General features: G+C 63.0%; 13 protein-coding genes. 9 read left to right on the forward strand and 4 right to left on the reverse strand.

All coding sequences use genetic code 11. The annotated features are described in order from the left end of the window. Nucleotides 1-698 precede the first annotated feature (698 nt). The gene (locus QQF40_RS16165) at nucleotides 699-1,397 is read left to right on the forward strand and encodes a TIGR04211 family SH3 domain-containing protein (RefSeq protein ID WP_175090590.1); all 699 of its coding nucleotides are present in this window, start codon (nucleotides 699-701) and stop codon (nucleotides 1,395-1,397) included. 40 nt (nucleotides 1,398-1,437) lie between these two features. Next, entirely contained in the window at nucleotides 1,438-2,109 is a 672-nt protein-coding gene (tmpT, locus tag QQF40_RS16170) for a thiopurine S-methyltransferase (RefSeq protein WP_285461930.1), read from the forward strand. Nucleotides 2,110-2,246: 137 nt separating this feature from the next. On the opposite strand, the gene QQF40_RS16175 is transcribed toward tmpT, so the two are convergent. The 3 genes from QQF40_RS16175 to ggt all read right to left on the reverse strand — a co-directional run bounded on the left by QQF40_RS16175 (nucleotide 2,247) and on the right by ggt (nucleotide 6,258). Next, nucleotides 2,247-2,852, reverse strand: coding sequence for a YajG family lipoprotein (locus tag QQF40_RS16175; protein ID WP_285461931.1), 606 nt, complete (start codon nucleotides 2,850-2,852; stop codon nucleotides 2,247-2,249). Nucleotides 2,853-3,030: 178 nt separating this feature from the next. Continuing rightward, entirely contained in the window at nucleotides 3,031-4,314 is a 1,284-nt protein-coding gene (locus QQF40_RS16180; RefSeq protein WP_282627796.1) for an MFS transporter, read from the reverse strand. A gap of 183 nt (nucleotides 4,315-4,497) precedes the next feature. Then, a complete protein-coding gene (ggt, locus tag QQF40_RS16185; protein WP_285461932.1) occupies nucleotides 4,498-6,258 on the reverse strand; it encodes a gamma-glutamyltransferase in 1,761 nt (586 codons plus the stop codon). A gap of 349 nt (nucleotides 6,259-6,607) precedes the next feature. Here ggt and rpe point away from each other — a divergent pair, with 349 nt between their 5' ends. Next, on the forward strand, nucleotides 6,608-7,315 hold the full coding sequence (rpe, locus tag QQF40_RS16190; protein ID WP_285461933.1) for a ribulose-phosphate 3-epimerase: 708 nt from the start codon (nucleotides 6,608-6,610) through the stop codon (nucleotides 7,313-7,315). Nucleotides 7,316-7,319: 4 nt separating this feature from the next. After that, nucleotides 7,320-7,655 (forward strand): GIY-YIG nuclease family protein, encoded by a 336-nt coding sequence (locus QQF40_RS16195; RefSeq protein ID WP_348994684.1) that lies wholly within the window; start codon nucleotides 7,320-7,322, stop codon nucleotides 7,653-7,655. 99 nt (nucleotides 7,656-7,754) lie between these two features. Here QQF40_RS16195 and QQF40_RS16200 read toward each other — a convergent pair whose 3' ends face one another. Next, nucleotides 7,755-9,056, reverse strand: coding sequence for an NAD(P)/FAD-dependent oxidoreductase (locus QQF40_RS16200; RefSeq protein ID WP_175090585.1), 1,302 nt, complete (start codon nucleotides 9,054-9,056; stop codon nucleotides 7,755-7,757). 466 nt (nucleotides 9,057-9,522) lie between these two features. Here QQF40_RS16200 and QQF40_RS16205 point away from each other — a divergent pair, with 466 nt between their 5' ends. From QQF40_RS16205 to trpC, 5 genes are all read left to right on the forward strand, one after another. Then, on the forward strand, nucleotides 9,523-10,170 hold the full coding sequence (locus QQF40_RS16205) for a phosphoglycolate phosphatase (RefSeq protein WP_285461944.1): 648 nt from the start codon (nucleotides 9,523-9,525) through the stop codon (nucleotides 10,168-10,170). A gap of 108 nt (nucleotides 10,171-10,278) precedes the next feature. Then, nucleotides 10,279-11,766 (forward strand): anthranilate synthase component I, encoded by a 1,488-nt coding sequence (gene trpE / locus QQF40_RS16210; protein WP_175090614.1) that lies wholly within the window; start codon nucleotides 10,279-10,281, stop codon nucleotides 11,764-11,766. 323 nt (nucleotides 11,767-12,089) lie between these two features. Beyond that, nucleotides 12,090-12,725, forward strand: coding sequence for an anthranilate synthase component II (locus QQF40_RS16215; protein WP_254627205.1), 636 nt, complete (start codon nucleotides 12,090-12,092; stop codon nucleotides 12,723-12,725). Nucleotides 12,726-12,802: 77 nt separating this feature from the next. Continuing rightward, nucleotides 12,803-13,849 (forward strand): anthranilate phosphoribosyltransferase, encoded by a 1,047-nt coding sequence (gene trpD / locus QQF40_RS16220; RefSeq protein WP_285461934.1) that lies wholly within the window; start codon nucleotides 12,803-12,805, stop codon nucleotides 13,847-13,849. Then, entirely contained in the window at nucleotides 13,849-14,673 is an 825-nt protein-coding gene (gene trpC / locus QQF40_RS16225) for an indole-3-glycerol phosphate synthase TrpC (RefSeq protein ID WP_175090583.1), read from the forward strand. Before trpD ends, trpC begins: the two co-directional genes overlap by 1 nt. Nucleotides 14,674-14,699 lie beyond the last annotated feature (26 nt).

The raw sequence follows: 14,699 nt of genomic DNA on the forward strand, positions 1-14,699 counted from the left end.
TGGCCGGGAATCGAGGGCGCGACGATACCGTGCCAAGCGGCACGCTGATCGGGTCGAGGCCAAAATCGGGACGGCACAGTATAGGAGTCTGCCGGCCATGCGGCCAGCCCTGTCGCATCGCTGTCAGCAATGAGGAGGATGCCTGCCAACCACCGGTTCAGCCTGATGGTGGCTGTGGTATCCTCACGAGATAGTCCGCGCATGCCCTGACGCTACAACAGGGGCTTGGCATGTTTCATAGTTATCAGGCAGGTGTTGCGCAACGCACATCAGGCTGTCAATGGCTTGATTTGTTGAGGTTTTCATGCCGATAGCCCGGCTGCCTGAGCTGGTTAAAATTTGATCGATTTGTTGGCGGAGCAGGCATTTCGCCGTGCGCAGACCTGCCCCTTTGAGGTTGTCCCAAGACTTATCCACAGAAAGTGTGGATGTCTGAAGACACTGAAATGACAGTCTCGGATTTTTCTCGCGGCAATTTCGTTACCGTACGTCCAAGCGCGACAGCGATGCCAGGCAGGACGCCTTGCATTGCGCAACCTGGCAGACACCGCATGGGCAGACAGGGCGAGCTTCCCTTCGCCCAAAAGCGGTCGATCATGTTCGGCATATGGGGACGCAGGGTTCAGCGTGTTTCCTCCGCGTCTCCACACGCCTGACACGGTCGGCTTACGCCCTTAGACAGCCATGAAGAACACGATATGACGCGATTCTCCATTACCAGCACCCCTTCATCTTTCGGTCTCCTGTCACCCCGATCGCCGTGTTCGTCGCTTGCGCGCTCACTGCGCCGTGTGGTGCTGGGGGCTGGCGTCGCCGGCAGCCTGCTGTTGGGCGCACCGCTGGCCAATGCGGCCACCGACCGTTGGGTCGCCGATGACCTCACCACCTTCGTGCGCAGTGGCCCGACGGATGGCTACCGCATCGTGGGTACGGTGAAAGCCGGCCAGCCGGTCGAGCTGCTCGAGGTCAAGAATGACTACAGCAAGATCCGCACTGCCAGCGGCGACGTGGTGTGGATTCCCTCCGCTGACCTGCAGGACACCCAGAGCGTCAATGCCCGGGTGCCAGAGCTGAGCGCCAGGGTCAAGGAATTGACAGCCAGGCTCGACGGCATCAATGAAGAGTGGGAAACCCGTGTCGAGGACATGAAGACCGGCCTCGAGACGCGTCAGGCGCGTATCGAAGAGCTTGAGCAGGCCAGCAACAGCCAGTCAGCCGAGCTTGCCCAGGCGCGCAGCAAGATGCAGGACATGGAAACCAAGCTCGATACCAAGAAGCAGGACCTGCTGATGCGCTACTTCATGTACGGCGGTGGCGTGGCGGGTGTCGGCCTGCTGGTCGGCCTGATCGTGCCGCATCTGCCGCGTCGCAAGAAGAAGCGTCACGGCTTCCTGTAAGGCATTCTGGTAACCGATAGCAGAGGGAGTGAGCCAGCTCATGTCGGCAGAAGATACGACGATGGACGCGACGCCGGCCAGTGACCTCTGGCTGGCGCGATGGCAGGAAGGGCGGATCGGCTTTCATCTGCCTGCCACACATTCGGCGCTGGAGCGCTGGTGGCCGCGACTTGAGATCGCGGCGGGCGCCAAGGTGCTGGTGCCGTTGTGTGGCAAGAGTCTCGACATGCGCTGGCTGGCGGCGCAGGGCTATCCGGTGCTGGGCATCGAGCTTGCCCGCCAGGCCTGCGAGCAGTTCGTCGCCGAAGGCGCCGGGGATGTCTCGCGCTATCGGCTGGAGCACTTCGAATGCTTCCGCCAGGGCATGGTCGAGTTGTGGTGCGGAGACTTCTTCCACTTCCATATCGACCATGTCGATCATCTGGACGCCTTCTATGATCGCGCCGCGCTGATCGCCTTGCCGCCGGCCACCCGGCAGCGCTATGCCTTCCATCTGGCGCAGCTGCTGCCCCCGGGCGCGCGTGGCCTGTTGATCAGTCTCGAGCGGCAGACGGAGCAGCATCAGGGCCCGCCGTTCCATGTCGCCGAAGACGAGATTCGTCAGCTGTTGAGCGCCAACTTCACGCTTGAGGTGCTGGAGCGTCGCGCCCCGGATGATCGCGGCCTGCGTGAGACGGTGTGGAGTCTGGTGCGCAAGGGACCGCGTCGCTGACGACTCAGGGGGGATCTTGTCAGTCAGGTCCAGTCTTCTTGAGGGCCCAGTCCTCATGAAAAACGCCACCGCCGCCCAATGGGCGGCGGTGGCGTTTTCGTTGGTGGCGAGCTGCTGATTGAGCTTGCTGATTGGACTTACTGGTCGAGCTGGCGGATCAGCGTGGTGTCCTGGAAGGCGCGAGTCAGCGCATCGCCGATCACCTCAGAGACCATCTCGGTATTCTTCTCCTGACTCGGCTTGAGGGCATAGCCCTGGTCACGCGTCGCGGTGTAGCTGCCGGTATAGCGCTGCTTGCCGGACACGGCGACGGCCTTGATCACGCCATTGAGTGTCGCGGTGTCGGTGATCAGGCCGCCGCGCTTCACGCCATAGGCCAGCTCGGTCAACGAGATGGTCAGCTCAGCAGCACCTTGGTTGGCCTGTTCGGCGGACACCGGCACGAAGCCCATGCGGCGCAAGGCGCTGATGGTCTGGGCCTCAAGCTTGGGCGTCAGGTCACCGGTCGGCACGACCAGATAGCTTGAAGCGTTGGTGGCGCCATCGCGAGAGCCGATGCGCTCGGACGGGCGTTCATCCATCACCTCTACCACGACCTGCTGACCATGGCCGACCACGCCCATCTCACCGACTTGTGGATTGACGTACAGGCGCTGCGGGCTGGTGCCGCAAGCGCTGAGAACTGCCGCAGTGGCGATCAGGGCCACGCTCATGCAGGTGGTACGCAATTGACGCATCATCATCAAAAATCCTTGGCCTTGGGCCGGTAATCGTGGAAGTCGTCTCGGTCATCCGCTGCCAACGAGTGGCGTGATGCGGGAGCCCGGAGACTGGATGGCGCGAGTATAGGGGCAGAATCATCCGTGGCGTAGTGGAAATTCATGCTCACGCATGTCACTTGATGGCGACATTCTCGAGAGTTCATGCGGGATCGACACGGCGCGCCAATGCCAGCAATCCCAGCAGGGGGCCGGGCAGCAACGTCAGCAAAAGAAGCGTGCCGTGACTGGCGATCAATGGAGTGAGCAGCGCGATCGAGACCAGTGACAGACTGAAGCCGCAGGCATTCATCAGGGCCAGTGCACTGGCCTGCAACTCCACTGGGGTACCGCCCGCCGCGAGTGCCGAGAACTGTGGGGAATCGATGGCGGCCAACAGGCTCCAGAGTGCGAGCAGGCAGAACAGAAGTCCGTAACCTGCCTCCAGTTGCATGGCGGCAACGAAGCACAGTGTCAGGGTGACGGAACCCGCCAGACCAAGGCGCGCGACCCACAGGCTGCCGCGTTTGCGTGATACCCAGCCACCGGCGATGCAGCCCGGTGCACCGACCGCGATCACGATGAAACTATGCAGGGCCAGAGTCGCGGGTGTCAGCGTCATGCCCGTTGCGCTTGCCATCCGCGACAACAGCCAGGGGACCAGTGCCCATAGCGTGTATAGCTCCCACATATGACCGAAGTAACCCAGTGCGCCGCGCACGAAACCCGGGTATTGCCAGGCCGCCATCCCGCGGGTGGCGCGCGCAAGAAAGGTGCTGCTGCCGGGAGTGATGCCGCTGGATGGTGGGGGATTCGCTGTCTGCGCCACGGGGGGTGGTGCCAGTAGCGCGATCAGGCCAGCGCCCGTGAGCGCCAGAAGTGAGGCCATGACGATGGCCGTGCCCCACGACAATGAGAGCCCGCCGCTCTGTTGCAGCGCCGCCAGTGCATGCGGTAGCGACGTGCCCAGCACCAGCATGCCGACCAGCCAGGCAAGTGCCGCGCCGGCTCGGTCAGGGGCGCTCTGCAACATCAGCTTCAAGCCGATGGGGTAGATGCCGGCCAGTGCCAGCCCCGTCAGCACGCGCAGGCTTGAGGCGCTGAGCAGCCCCGGCGCGATCAACAGTGCCAGATTGGTCAGCGCGCCCAGTACGCAGGAGACCATGAACAGATGGCGCGCGGCGAAGCGATCTGCAAGGCCTGCAAGTCCCAGCGCCAGGGTGCCGACGATGAAGCCGCCCTGTACCGAGGAGGTCAGTTGTCCGAGTGCCGCTGCGCTGTCGCTCGTGAAACTCCAGCTTTCCAGCATGGGGGCGAGTACGGCATTGGGGGTAAACCACAGGCTGGTGCCGAACAGCTGTGCCAGTGCGATCAAGGCGACCGGATAGCGGTTGGCCCATTGCCGCCAGCCAGAGATGGGCGGCGTGAGTGACTTGGTGGAGGACACGAGGGCACCTTGTAGGGCAGAGGGCATGATGGCGCAGCAAGACGCGAACGGGCGACACCGAAGTGTCGCCCGTCACAGATAGCCCGCCCCATCAATGGGGTCAAGACTAATAATATGGCATATAATTAGTCTGTTAACAATTTCCGCAGGCAATCGCGTGAGACAGCCAGAACAGCGTGTCGATCAAAGCCCCATCGCCGAGGAAGTGGAACGGCGCGGGTCAGCACCGCCGTAGAAGGTGCCGTCGTCGATCATGATCGACTGGATGGCGCCCATGGCGTCCTTGGTCACTACCTTGTGGCCCATCGCCTCGAGCAGACGGATGGTATCCTTGCTGATGCCCGCCTCGATGCGAATCTCGTCCGGCAGCCACTGGTGGTGGATACGCGGTGCGCTGACCGCCGACTGGATGTTCATGCCGTGGTCGATCACGTTCATGATCACCTGCAGGGTGGTGGTGATGATGCGCGAGCCGCCGGGACTACCGGTGACGAGGAAGTTCTTGCCATCCTTCATCACGATGGTCGGGCTCATGGAAGACAGCATGCGCTTGTTCGGCTCGATCTTGTTGGCGATGCCGCCGATCAGGCCATAGGCATTCGGCACGCCCGGCTTGGCGGAGAAATCATCCATCTCGTTGTTGAGCAGGAAACCTGCGCCATCGACCACGATGCCGGAGCCATAGCTGAAGTTGATGGTGTAGGTATTGGAGACGGCCAGACCATTGCCATCGGCAATCGAGAAGTGCGTGGTCTGGTTCGACTCATACGGCTGCGGCTTGCCGGGCTTGACCTCACTGGAGGGCGTAGCCTTGTCGAGCTCGAACTGGGCGCGCAATTCCTTGGCGTAGTCCTTGGAGATGATGCCCGACAGCGGCACATCGACGAAGTCGGTATCCCCCAGATACTCGGAGCGGTCGGCGTAGGCGCGGCGCATCGCTTCCGCCATCACATGGATGGTGGCGGCGGAATTGAAGCCCATCGCCTGGATGTCATCGCCTTCGAGCATGTTGAGAATCTCGACGATGTGCGCGCCGCCGGAGGAGGGCGGGCTCATCGAGAAGATGTCATAGCCACGATAGGTGCCGTGGACCGGCTCGCGGATGGCCGGCTCGTAGGCCTTCAGGTCATCCAGCGTCATGATGCCGTCGTGACGCTCCATCTCGGCGACGATCAGCTTTGCGGTCTCGCCTTCATAGAACTCGCGCGGGCCATCGGCGGCGATGCGCTTGAGTGTCGCGGCCAGTTCCGGCTGCTTGAACAGCTCACCGGCTTGATAATTGCTGCCATCCGGCTTGTAGAACACCTTGGCGGTGCTGTCCCACTTGGCCAGACGGTCCTTGGCATCGCTCAAGCCCTTGGCGAAGCGCGTCGGAATCACGAAGCCGTCTTCGGCCAGCTTGATGGCCGGGGCGAGGGCCTGCTCGAGGCTCAAGGTGCCGTAGTCTTCCAGCGCCTTGGCAAGGCCTGCGACGGTGCCGGGCACGCCTGCCGCACGGTGGGTGAAGCGTGACCACTCGGAGACCGCCTCGCCATTCTCATCCTGGAACATCGTCTCGCTGGCCGCCGCCGGGGCCTTCTCGCGGTAGTCGATGGCCACCACTTCGCCGGTCTTCTCATCGGACACCAGCATGAAGCCGCCGCCACCGATATTGCCGGAGCGCGGCTGGGTCACGGCCAGTGCGAAGCCTGCCACCACGGCAGCGTCGACGGCGTTGCCGCCATCGGCCAGCACATCGCGTGCGACCTGGGAGGCCAGATAGTGGCTGGTCGCGACCATGCCGTGCTTGCCTTCCTGGGGGTGGAAGCGCTCGCCTTCCAGAATCGCGGAAGACTCGGCGAAGGCAGCGGGAATCGCCGTGGGCAGCAGGCCGGCCAGCGGCAACAGTGTGGCGGCGGCCAGCGCTTTCAGGTGTCTGCGGTTTGCGAGAGGGTTGTCGAACATGAGAGGTATCGGTTCCTGTTATCGTTATATGAGATGCGACATGACGCGTGCGTGCGAGGAACATGCGCAGAATGGCCAGTGAACTGCTCACTGGGCCGAGAGAACAGCTTAACTATCAGTTGCTAATGCACCAATTTCAACTTTGTACGGCAATATTCTTGTGGGTGTCTTATTTGGAAGGGGATGTAGCGACTTGAAGGGAGTGGCTGCCGGTAGGGAGACAGATGGGGGCGGCGACGGATCGGCAGCGAGGGACCGGCAGGCTGGCGGTGCACATTCACACAGCGCCTGTCTTTTGTGAGAGGGTGGCGTAAAATGCCCCTTCCACTTCTCGCTGGCGCCTGATGACATGTCTGAACTACTGCCGAATGACTTCAAGATTGCCCCGTCGATCCTGTCTGCCGACTTCGCCCGTCTGGGGCAGGAGGTCGAGGATGTGCTGGCCTCCGGGGCCGATATCGTCCACTTCGACGTGATGGACAATCATTACGTGCCCAACCTGACCATCGGGCCGATGGTGTGCAAGGCGCTGCGTGATTACGGCATCAGTGCCGAGATAGACGCCCACCTGATGGTCACGCCGGTCGACCGCATGATCGGTGACTTCGCCGAGGCCGGTGCCAGCTACATCACCTTCCATCCTGAGGCCTCCGACCACGTCGACCGCTCGCTGCAGCTGATCCGTGATGCGGGCTGCAAGTCCGGTCTGGTATTCAATCCGGCCACGCCGCTGTCCTACCTCGACTACGTGATGGACAAGGTCGACATGATCCTGTTGATGAGCGTCAACCCGGGCTTCGGCGGCCAGTCGTTCATCCCCGGCACCCTCGACAAGCTGCGTGAAGCGCGTCGTCGCATCGATGCCTCCGGCTACAACATCCGTCTCGAGATCGATGGTGGCGTCAAGGTCGACAATATCGCCGAGATCGCGCGTGCCGGTGCCGACACCTTCGTGGCCGGTTCCGCCATCTTCAATGCGTGCAGTGACAGCGATGCCAACCGCTACGACAGCGTATTGGCGAAGCTGCGTGCCGAGCTTGCCAGCGTGCGCAGCTGATCGCGTGGCGGATGACAGCACGCGGGCTTGCGAAGCAGCCGACGGCTCGGCTCACGCCGGGACGCTCAGCGAGTGGTCGCTGTACGTACTCGAGACGGCCCAGGGGCGCCTCTACACCGGTATCAGTACCGATGTGGCGCGCCGTGTGAGCGAGCATGAGTGCGGCAAGCGCGGTGCACGAGCGCTGCGCGGCAAGGGGCCTTTGATGCTGTGTTATCAACAGTTGGTCGGCGATCGCTCGCGGGCGCTCAAGCTCGAATATCGCGTCAAGCAGCTGAGTGTGGCGGCCAAGCGCCGGCTGATCGCCGGTGAGATGACACTGGACAGCCTGCTCGACTGACGGTCTGCTGATTGCATGCTTGAAACGAAAACGCCCCCAGCGGTCTCCGCTGGGGGCGTTTTGTCGACTGGCGACCCTGCCGGGCAGGCTGTCTCAGTCTCAGTGCAGTTTCATCTTCGGACGCAGGTAACGGTTCAGGCCATCGACCACCACTGTCATGCCGGTCTTGACCACGCCGTGGATCGCCATCTGGTGCATGCGATACAGCGAGGCGTAGAAGAACTTGGCCAGGCGACCTTCGATGAACAGTGAACGCGCCGACGCACCGCGCATCAGCGAGCCGACGGCGTCGAAGTGCGCCAGCGAGATCAGCGAGCCGTGGTCCTTGAACACGAAGTCCTTGAGCGGCTTGTTGGCCATCGCGGCGCGCAGGTTCTTGACCATCAGGCTAGCCTGCTGGTGAGCGGCCTGGGCACGCGGCGGAACGCGCTTGTCATCCGGCTGCGGGCAGCTGGCGCAGTCACCGAGCGCGAAGATGAACTCATCATCGATGCTCTGCATGGTCTGGTGCACCTTGACCTGGTTGTTGCGCTCGGTGGACAGGCCCAGCTCGGACAGGAAGGCGGGCGCCCGGATACCGGCGGCCCAGACGCTCAGGTCGGCTTCGATCAGGGTGCCATCGGCAGTGGTGATGCCGCGTGAGTCGGCGCAGGTCACCCGGGTATCGACGTGGATATCGACGCCCAGCCTGGTCAGCTCCTTGGCAACCGGCTTGCCGATGCGTTCCGGCAGGGCGGGCAGGATGCGCGGTGCAGCCTCGATCAGGTGGACCTTGACCTGGCGGTCTTCCAGCGAGGAGAAACCGTAGCTGTGCAGCATCTTGGAGGCGTCGAACAGCTCGGCGGAGAGTTCGACCCCGGTGGCGCCGGCGCCGATGATGGCGACGTTGAGCTGCTGGCGCTCGCATTCCTTGCCGTTGGCGCTGAAGCGCAGGAAGGTGTCGAGCATGTCGCGGCGGAATTTCTCGGCCTGCTGCGGGCTGTCCAGGAAGTGGCAATGCTCGGCGACGCCTTCGGTGCCGAAATCATTGGACACGCTGCCCAGTGACAGTACCAGATAGTCATAGCTGAGCTGGCGGGCAGGCAGCAGCACGTTGCCCTTGGCGTCATGGATGGCGGCCAGAGTCAGCTGCTTCTCTTCACGCTCCAGGCTTTCCAGAGTGCCGCGCTGGAACTTGTAGCCGTGGGCCTTGGAATGGCCCTGGTAGGAGACTTCATCGAGACCGGAATCCAGCACGCCGGTGGCCACTTCGTGCAGCAGCGGTTTCCAGATGTGCGTGGAATTGCGGTCGATCAGAATGATCTCGGCTTTCTTCTTGCGGCCCAGCTTGTGGCCCAGTTTGGTGACGAGTTCCAGACCGCCGGCGCCTCCGCCAACGACTACGATGCGGGGAATGGCCATTGAGTGCTCCTGAGAGTGACAAGGTCGAAAAGGACAAGCAGAAACTGGCTGTCGCCGGAGCGTCGGGTCGCGCATTTTTTCGTTGTCACTGGCGCCACACCCGGAGGGACGGTCGACGGAATGGCGCTATGGTAACGTGGCCACTGGCGTGCTAATAGTGGCAAGGTGAAGGAATGTAATTTTTTTACGGATTTTTCCAACAAAACAGATGAAACCATGCGTTGCGTGGATGAATGACGGACGATTCTCATCCCGTGACAGCCGGATTCAGCGGGTGGTCTCAGGAGGCCAGGTGAGCGAAAAGACGGTGATGCAGACTTTTGAGGAGGCGCCTGTCCAGATTGCGCCTCATTCAGCTTCCACACCTTGCGATACCGCGCATGGCGGGGGTGCTCTCGGGGCCCGGCCCGAGCAGGCACAGGGCCTCGATCACGGACTGGCGCATCCGGCGTTGCGGGGCATCGGGATGGTGGCCTTCGATCTGGATGGCACCCTCATCGACTCGGTGCCGGATCTCGCCCATGCGATCGACAGGATGCTGATCGATGCAGGCCTGACGGTACTCGGGGAAGGCCGCGTGCGCGACTTCGTCGGCAATGGATCGCGGGTGCTGGTGGAGCGCGCCCTGGCAGCACATGGCCTGGCGACCGATGACCTGTCACGGGTCGAGCAGGCGCATCAGAGTTTCCTGGCACATTACGCCGCCGATCCCAGCTCACGGACACGGCTCTACCCCGGTGCGCGTGAGTGTCTGGAAGGCCTGCGCCAGGCCGGGATCCCGCTGGTGCTGATCACCAACAAGCCGGAGGCCTTCATCGAACCGTTGCTTTCGCACTTCGCGCTGAGCGAGCACTTCGCGCTGGCGCTGGGCGGCGACAGTCTGCCGACGCGCAAGCCGGACCCCGCGCCCCTGCTGTTCGCCGCCGAGCGGCTGGGAGTGCCGCCGCGTCAGGCCTTGATGGTCGGTGACTCGCGTCACGATATCGCGGCAGGCCGCGCCGCCGGCTTCCGCACCCTGGCGGTGCCTTACGGCTACAACCATGGCGAGCCGATCTCGCGCAGCCATCCGGATCACATCGTCGACTCGCTTGCCGAGCTTGTCGTGGCTGACTGAGCCTGCCAGACAGCGCTGCCGCCAGCGACACGCGATGATAGACTGAGCCCCAGACAAGCCGGCCTCGTGCCGGCAACGCACCCTCCGTGGAAGGAACTGCAGGTCATGATGACCCCACAACACTTCGCTGAACTGGCCGAAGCCGGTTACAACCGCATTCCCGTCACCCGTGACGTGCTGGCGGACCTCGACACGCCACTGTCTACCTATCTCAAGCTGGCCGACATGCCGTGGACCTTCCTGCTGGAGTCCGTGCAGGGTGGCGAGAAGTGGGGGCGCTACTCCATCATTGGCCTGCCGTGTCGCGAGCGCATCGAGGTGCGTGGCCAGGTGGTCTCGCATCTGATCAATGGCGAGCAGACCGGCATGACCGAGGTCGAGGACCCCCTCGACTGGATCGAGCAGTTCCAGACCCGTTTCCGTGTGCCGGTCATCGAAGGTGCGCCGCGCTTCAATGGCGGTCTGGTCGGCTACTTCGGCTATGACACCGTGCGTTATATCGAACCGCGCCTGCGTGGTGTCGAGAAGCCGGACCCGCTGGGCGTGCCGGACATCCTGCTGATGGTCGCCGATGAGCTGGTGATCTTCGACAATCTGTCCGGGCGTCTGACGCTGTTGACCCACGCCGACCCGGCAACGCCGAACGCCTACGAGGCCGCCTGCGAGCGTCTCGAACGTCTCGAGATCCAGCTGCGCAGCGCGACGCTGAATACCGTCAGCCCCGGTACCGGCGGCGAGCCGGTCAAGGAGACCGACTTCACCTCCGGCTTCACCGAGGAAGGCTTCAAGGGTGCAGTGGATAAGATCAAGGAATACGTGCTGGCCGGTGATGTCATGCAGTGCGTGCCGTCTCAACGCATGTCGATTCCCTATCGTGCCGCGCCGCTGGATCTCTACCGCGCACTGCGCAGTCTGAATCCCTCGCCATACATGTTCTTCTTCAATTTGGATGACCACCACGTCATCGGCTCGTCGCCGGAGATTCTCTCGCGTCTCGAGGATGGCGAGGTCGCGGTGCGTCCGATCGCCGGGACTCGCGTGCGCGGCGCCACCGAAGAGGAAGACCTGGCGCTGGAGAAGGACCTGCTGTCAGACCCCAAGGAAGTCGCCGAGCACCTGATGCTGATCGACCTGGGCCGCAATGATGCCGGTCGCATCAGTCAGACCGGCAGCGTCAAGGTGACGGACCAGATGGTGGTGGAGCGCTATTCCCACGTCATGCACATCGTCTCCAACGTCACCGGCAAGCTGAAGGAAGGCCTGGGGCCGATGGATGTGCTGCGGGCCACCTTCCCGGCCGGTACCCTGTCCGGCGCGCCGAAGATTCGCGCCATGGAGATCATCGACGAGGTGGAGCCGGTCAAGCGCGGTATCTATTCCGGCGCGGTGGGCTATCTCTCCTGGCACGGCAACATGGATACCGCCATCGCGATCCGCACCGCGGTGCTCAAGGACAAGGTGCTGCACGTCCAGGCTGGCGCCGGAATCGTGGCCGATTCCGTGCCGCAGTCCGAGTGGGATGAGACCCTCAACAAGGGGCGTGCACTGTTCCGTGCCGTGGCGATGGCGGAGCGCGGTCTGGACAACCTGGACTGAACGGCGCGCCACGCATTTCGGGAGTGACTCGCCAGTGTTCGCGGGTCGCTCCCTGCAACGGCGCATGTGATTGACACTCCTGGCAGCTCAACGCACTATTGATCCCATGACGCTACGTGACCCGCACGACCTCAGCCAGCAGTGGTGGCGCTCCTGACAAGGGGGCGGCTTTCGCATGTCTGAAGTTCGAGGACGTACGACCAGAAGAATGCCGCCGACCAGGGCGGCATTTTTGTTGCTGGACGGCGGGAACGACACCACAGGAGAGCGGGCAGGCCGGTGAATCACGGCGCATGATCCGCTCCCGAGAATGGACACTGACCATGCAGACATTCACTTCGCAGGACGCCAGCACGCCACGCGTGCTGATGATCGACAACTTTGACAGCTTCACCTACAACATCGTCCAGTATCTGAGTGAGCTGGGCGCGGAAGTGCTGACCGTGCGCAATGACGCCATCACCCTCGAGCAGATCGAGGCGCTCGGCGCTTCACATCTGGTGCTGGGCCCGGGGCCGTGTACGCCCAACGAGGCCGGCATCACGCTGGAAACCATTCATCACTTCGCCGGCAAGCTGCCGATTCTGGGCGTGTGCCTCGGTCACCAGGCCATCGGTCAGGTCTATGGCGGCAAGGTGGTACGTGCCCCCCAGGTGATGCACGGCAAGACCTCCGCCGTGCGTCACGACAACAGCGGTGTCTTCGCCGCGCTGGCCGAGCCGCTGGAAGTCACGCGTTATCACTCGCTGGTGGTCGATCGCGAGAGCCTGCCCGAGTGTCTGATCGTCACCAGCTGGACGGATGACGAGGATGTCACGCCTCAGTTGATCATGGGCCTGCGTCATCGCGAGCTGGATGTCGAAGGCGTCCAGTTCCACCCCGAGTCGATCCTGACATTGCAGGGGCATGAGCTTCTGGCTAACTTCCTGCGCCGTGGCGAGGCTGCGAAAGCCGCTTGAGCGGGCGTTGATCGCAAGAGTCACATCCTATTTTTTCATGCGTCAGTCGCTGAGGCTGGCGCCTGCGGAGACACAACATGCAGATGCGTGAGGCGATTGGCGCCGTGATGCGCCGCCAGCACCTGAGCTACGACGACACTCATGCGGTCATGACGGCCATCATGACCGGCGAGGCGACCCAGGCGCAGATCGGGGCCTTGCTGATGGCGCTGTCGATGAAGGGCGAGACCGTCGATGAGCTGGCCGCCGCCGCCCGGGTGATGCGTGAGCTGATGACGCGTGTCACGGTGCGTGCCACCGATGCAGTGGATATCGTCGGCACCGGCGGTGATGGTGCCAACCTGTTCAATGTCTCCACGGCGGCAAGTTTCGTGGTGGCGGCCGCGGGTGGCCATGTGGCCAAGCATGGCAACCGCAGTGTGTCGTCATCGTCCGGCAGTGCCGACCTGCTTGAATCGGCTGGCATCAATCTGGCGCTGGACGTCGAGCAGGTCGCACGCTGCATCGATGATATCGGGGTCGGCTTCATGTTCGCGCCCAATCATCACGCAGCCATGAAGCACGTGATCGGCCCGCGCCGCGAGATGGGTGTGCGTACCATGTTCAACATTCTCGGTCCGCTGACCAATCCGGCCGGCGCCACCCGTCAGGTGCTGGGGGTCTATGACCCGGCGCTGGTACCGCTGATGGCCGAGGTGCTCAAGCGCCTCGGGGCCGAGCATGTGCTGGTGGTGCACAGCGATGATGGTCTGGACGAGATCTCGCTGGCGGCATCGACGCTGGTCAATGAACTCAAGGATGGCGAGATCCGCGAATACCGCATCGCGCCGGAAGACTTCGGTATCGCGCGCCAGTCGCTGGAAAGTCTGGCGGTGGAGACCTCGGATGCCAGCCTCAAGCTGGTGCAGCAGGCGCTGCGCGGTGATGAAGGCCCGGCCAGCGACATCGTGGCGCTCAATGCCGGCGCGGCTCTTTACGTGGCGGGCATCGCGGACAGTCTCAAGGAGGGGGTCAGCATTGCCGAGGACGTGCAGGCCAGCAAGCTGCCGTTCGAGAAGATGAAGGAGTTGGCAGATTTCACCCGTGTCTACGCCCAGGTCAATGATGAAGGAGCGACCCGCTGATGAGCACCGAGCAGACGACTGACAAGGCATTGCCGACTATCCTGGCCAGGATTCTGGCGCGCAAGGAAGAAGAGATCGCCGAGCGCAGCGCCGCGGTGAGCGAGGCGGATCTGCAGGCTCTGATCGAGAAGCAGAGCGCGCCGCGCGGCTTCATCGAGGCGTTGACGTCACGCATCGATCGTGGCGAGCCGGCCATCATCGCCGAAGTGAAGAAGGCGTCTCCCTCCAAGGGCGTGATCCGTGAAGACTTCGCGCCCGCCGAGATCGCCGTGGCCTACGAGCAGGCCGGCGCTGCCTGCCTGTCGGTGCTCACCGATGCCGACTTCTTCCAGGGGCATGAGGACTTCATGATCGAGGCGCGCGACGCCGTCTCGATTCCGGTGATTCGCAAGGACTTCATCATCCACCCGTATCAGGTGCTGGAAGCGCGTGCCATCGGCGCCGACTGCATTCTGTTGATCGTTGCGGCGCTGGACGATGCGCGCTTGAGCGCTCTGCATGATCAGGCGCGTGAGCTGGGCATGGATGTGCTGGTCGAGGTGCATGACGGCGAAGAGCTCAAGCGTGCACTGGCGCTGGGCATCGAGCTGGTCGGCATCAACAACCGTGACCTGCGCACCTTCGAGACGTCGCTGGAGACGACGCTGGACCTGCTGGCCGACATGCCGCAAGGCGTGCGTGTGGTCACCGAATCCGGCATCCATACCCGTGACGATGTGGCGAAGATGCGCGACGGTGGTGTCCATGGCTTCCTGGTGGGAGAAGCCTTCATGCGCTTTGATGATCCGGGTGAAGGTCTGCGGGGGTTGTTCTTCGCGGATTGATAGCCGGTAGTTTGTGTTATTTGTTA

This window comes from Cobetia sp. LC6 (assembly GCF_030264805.1).
Classification (GTDB): Bacteria; Pseudomonadota; Gammaproteobacteria; order Pseudomonadales; family Halomonadaceae; genus Cobetia.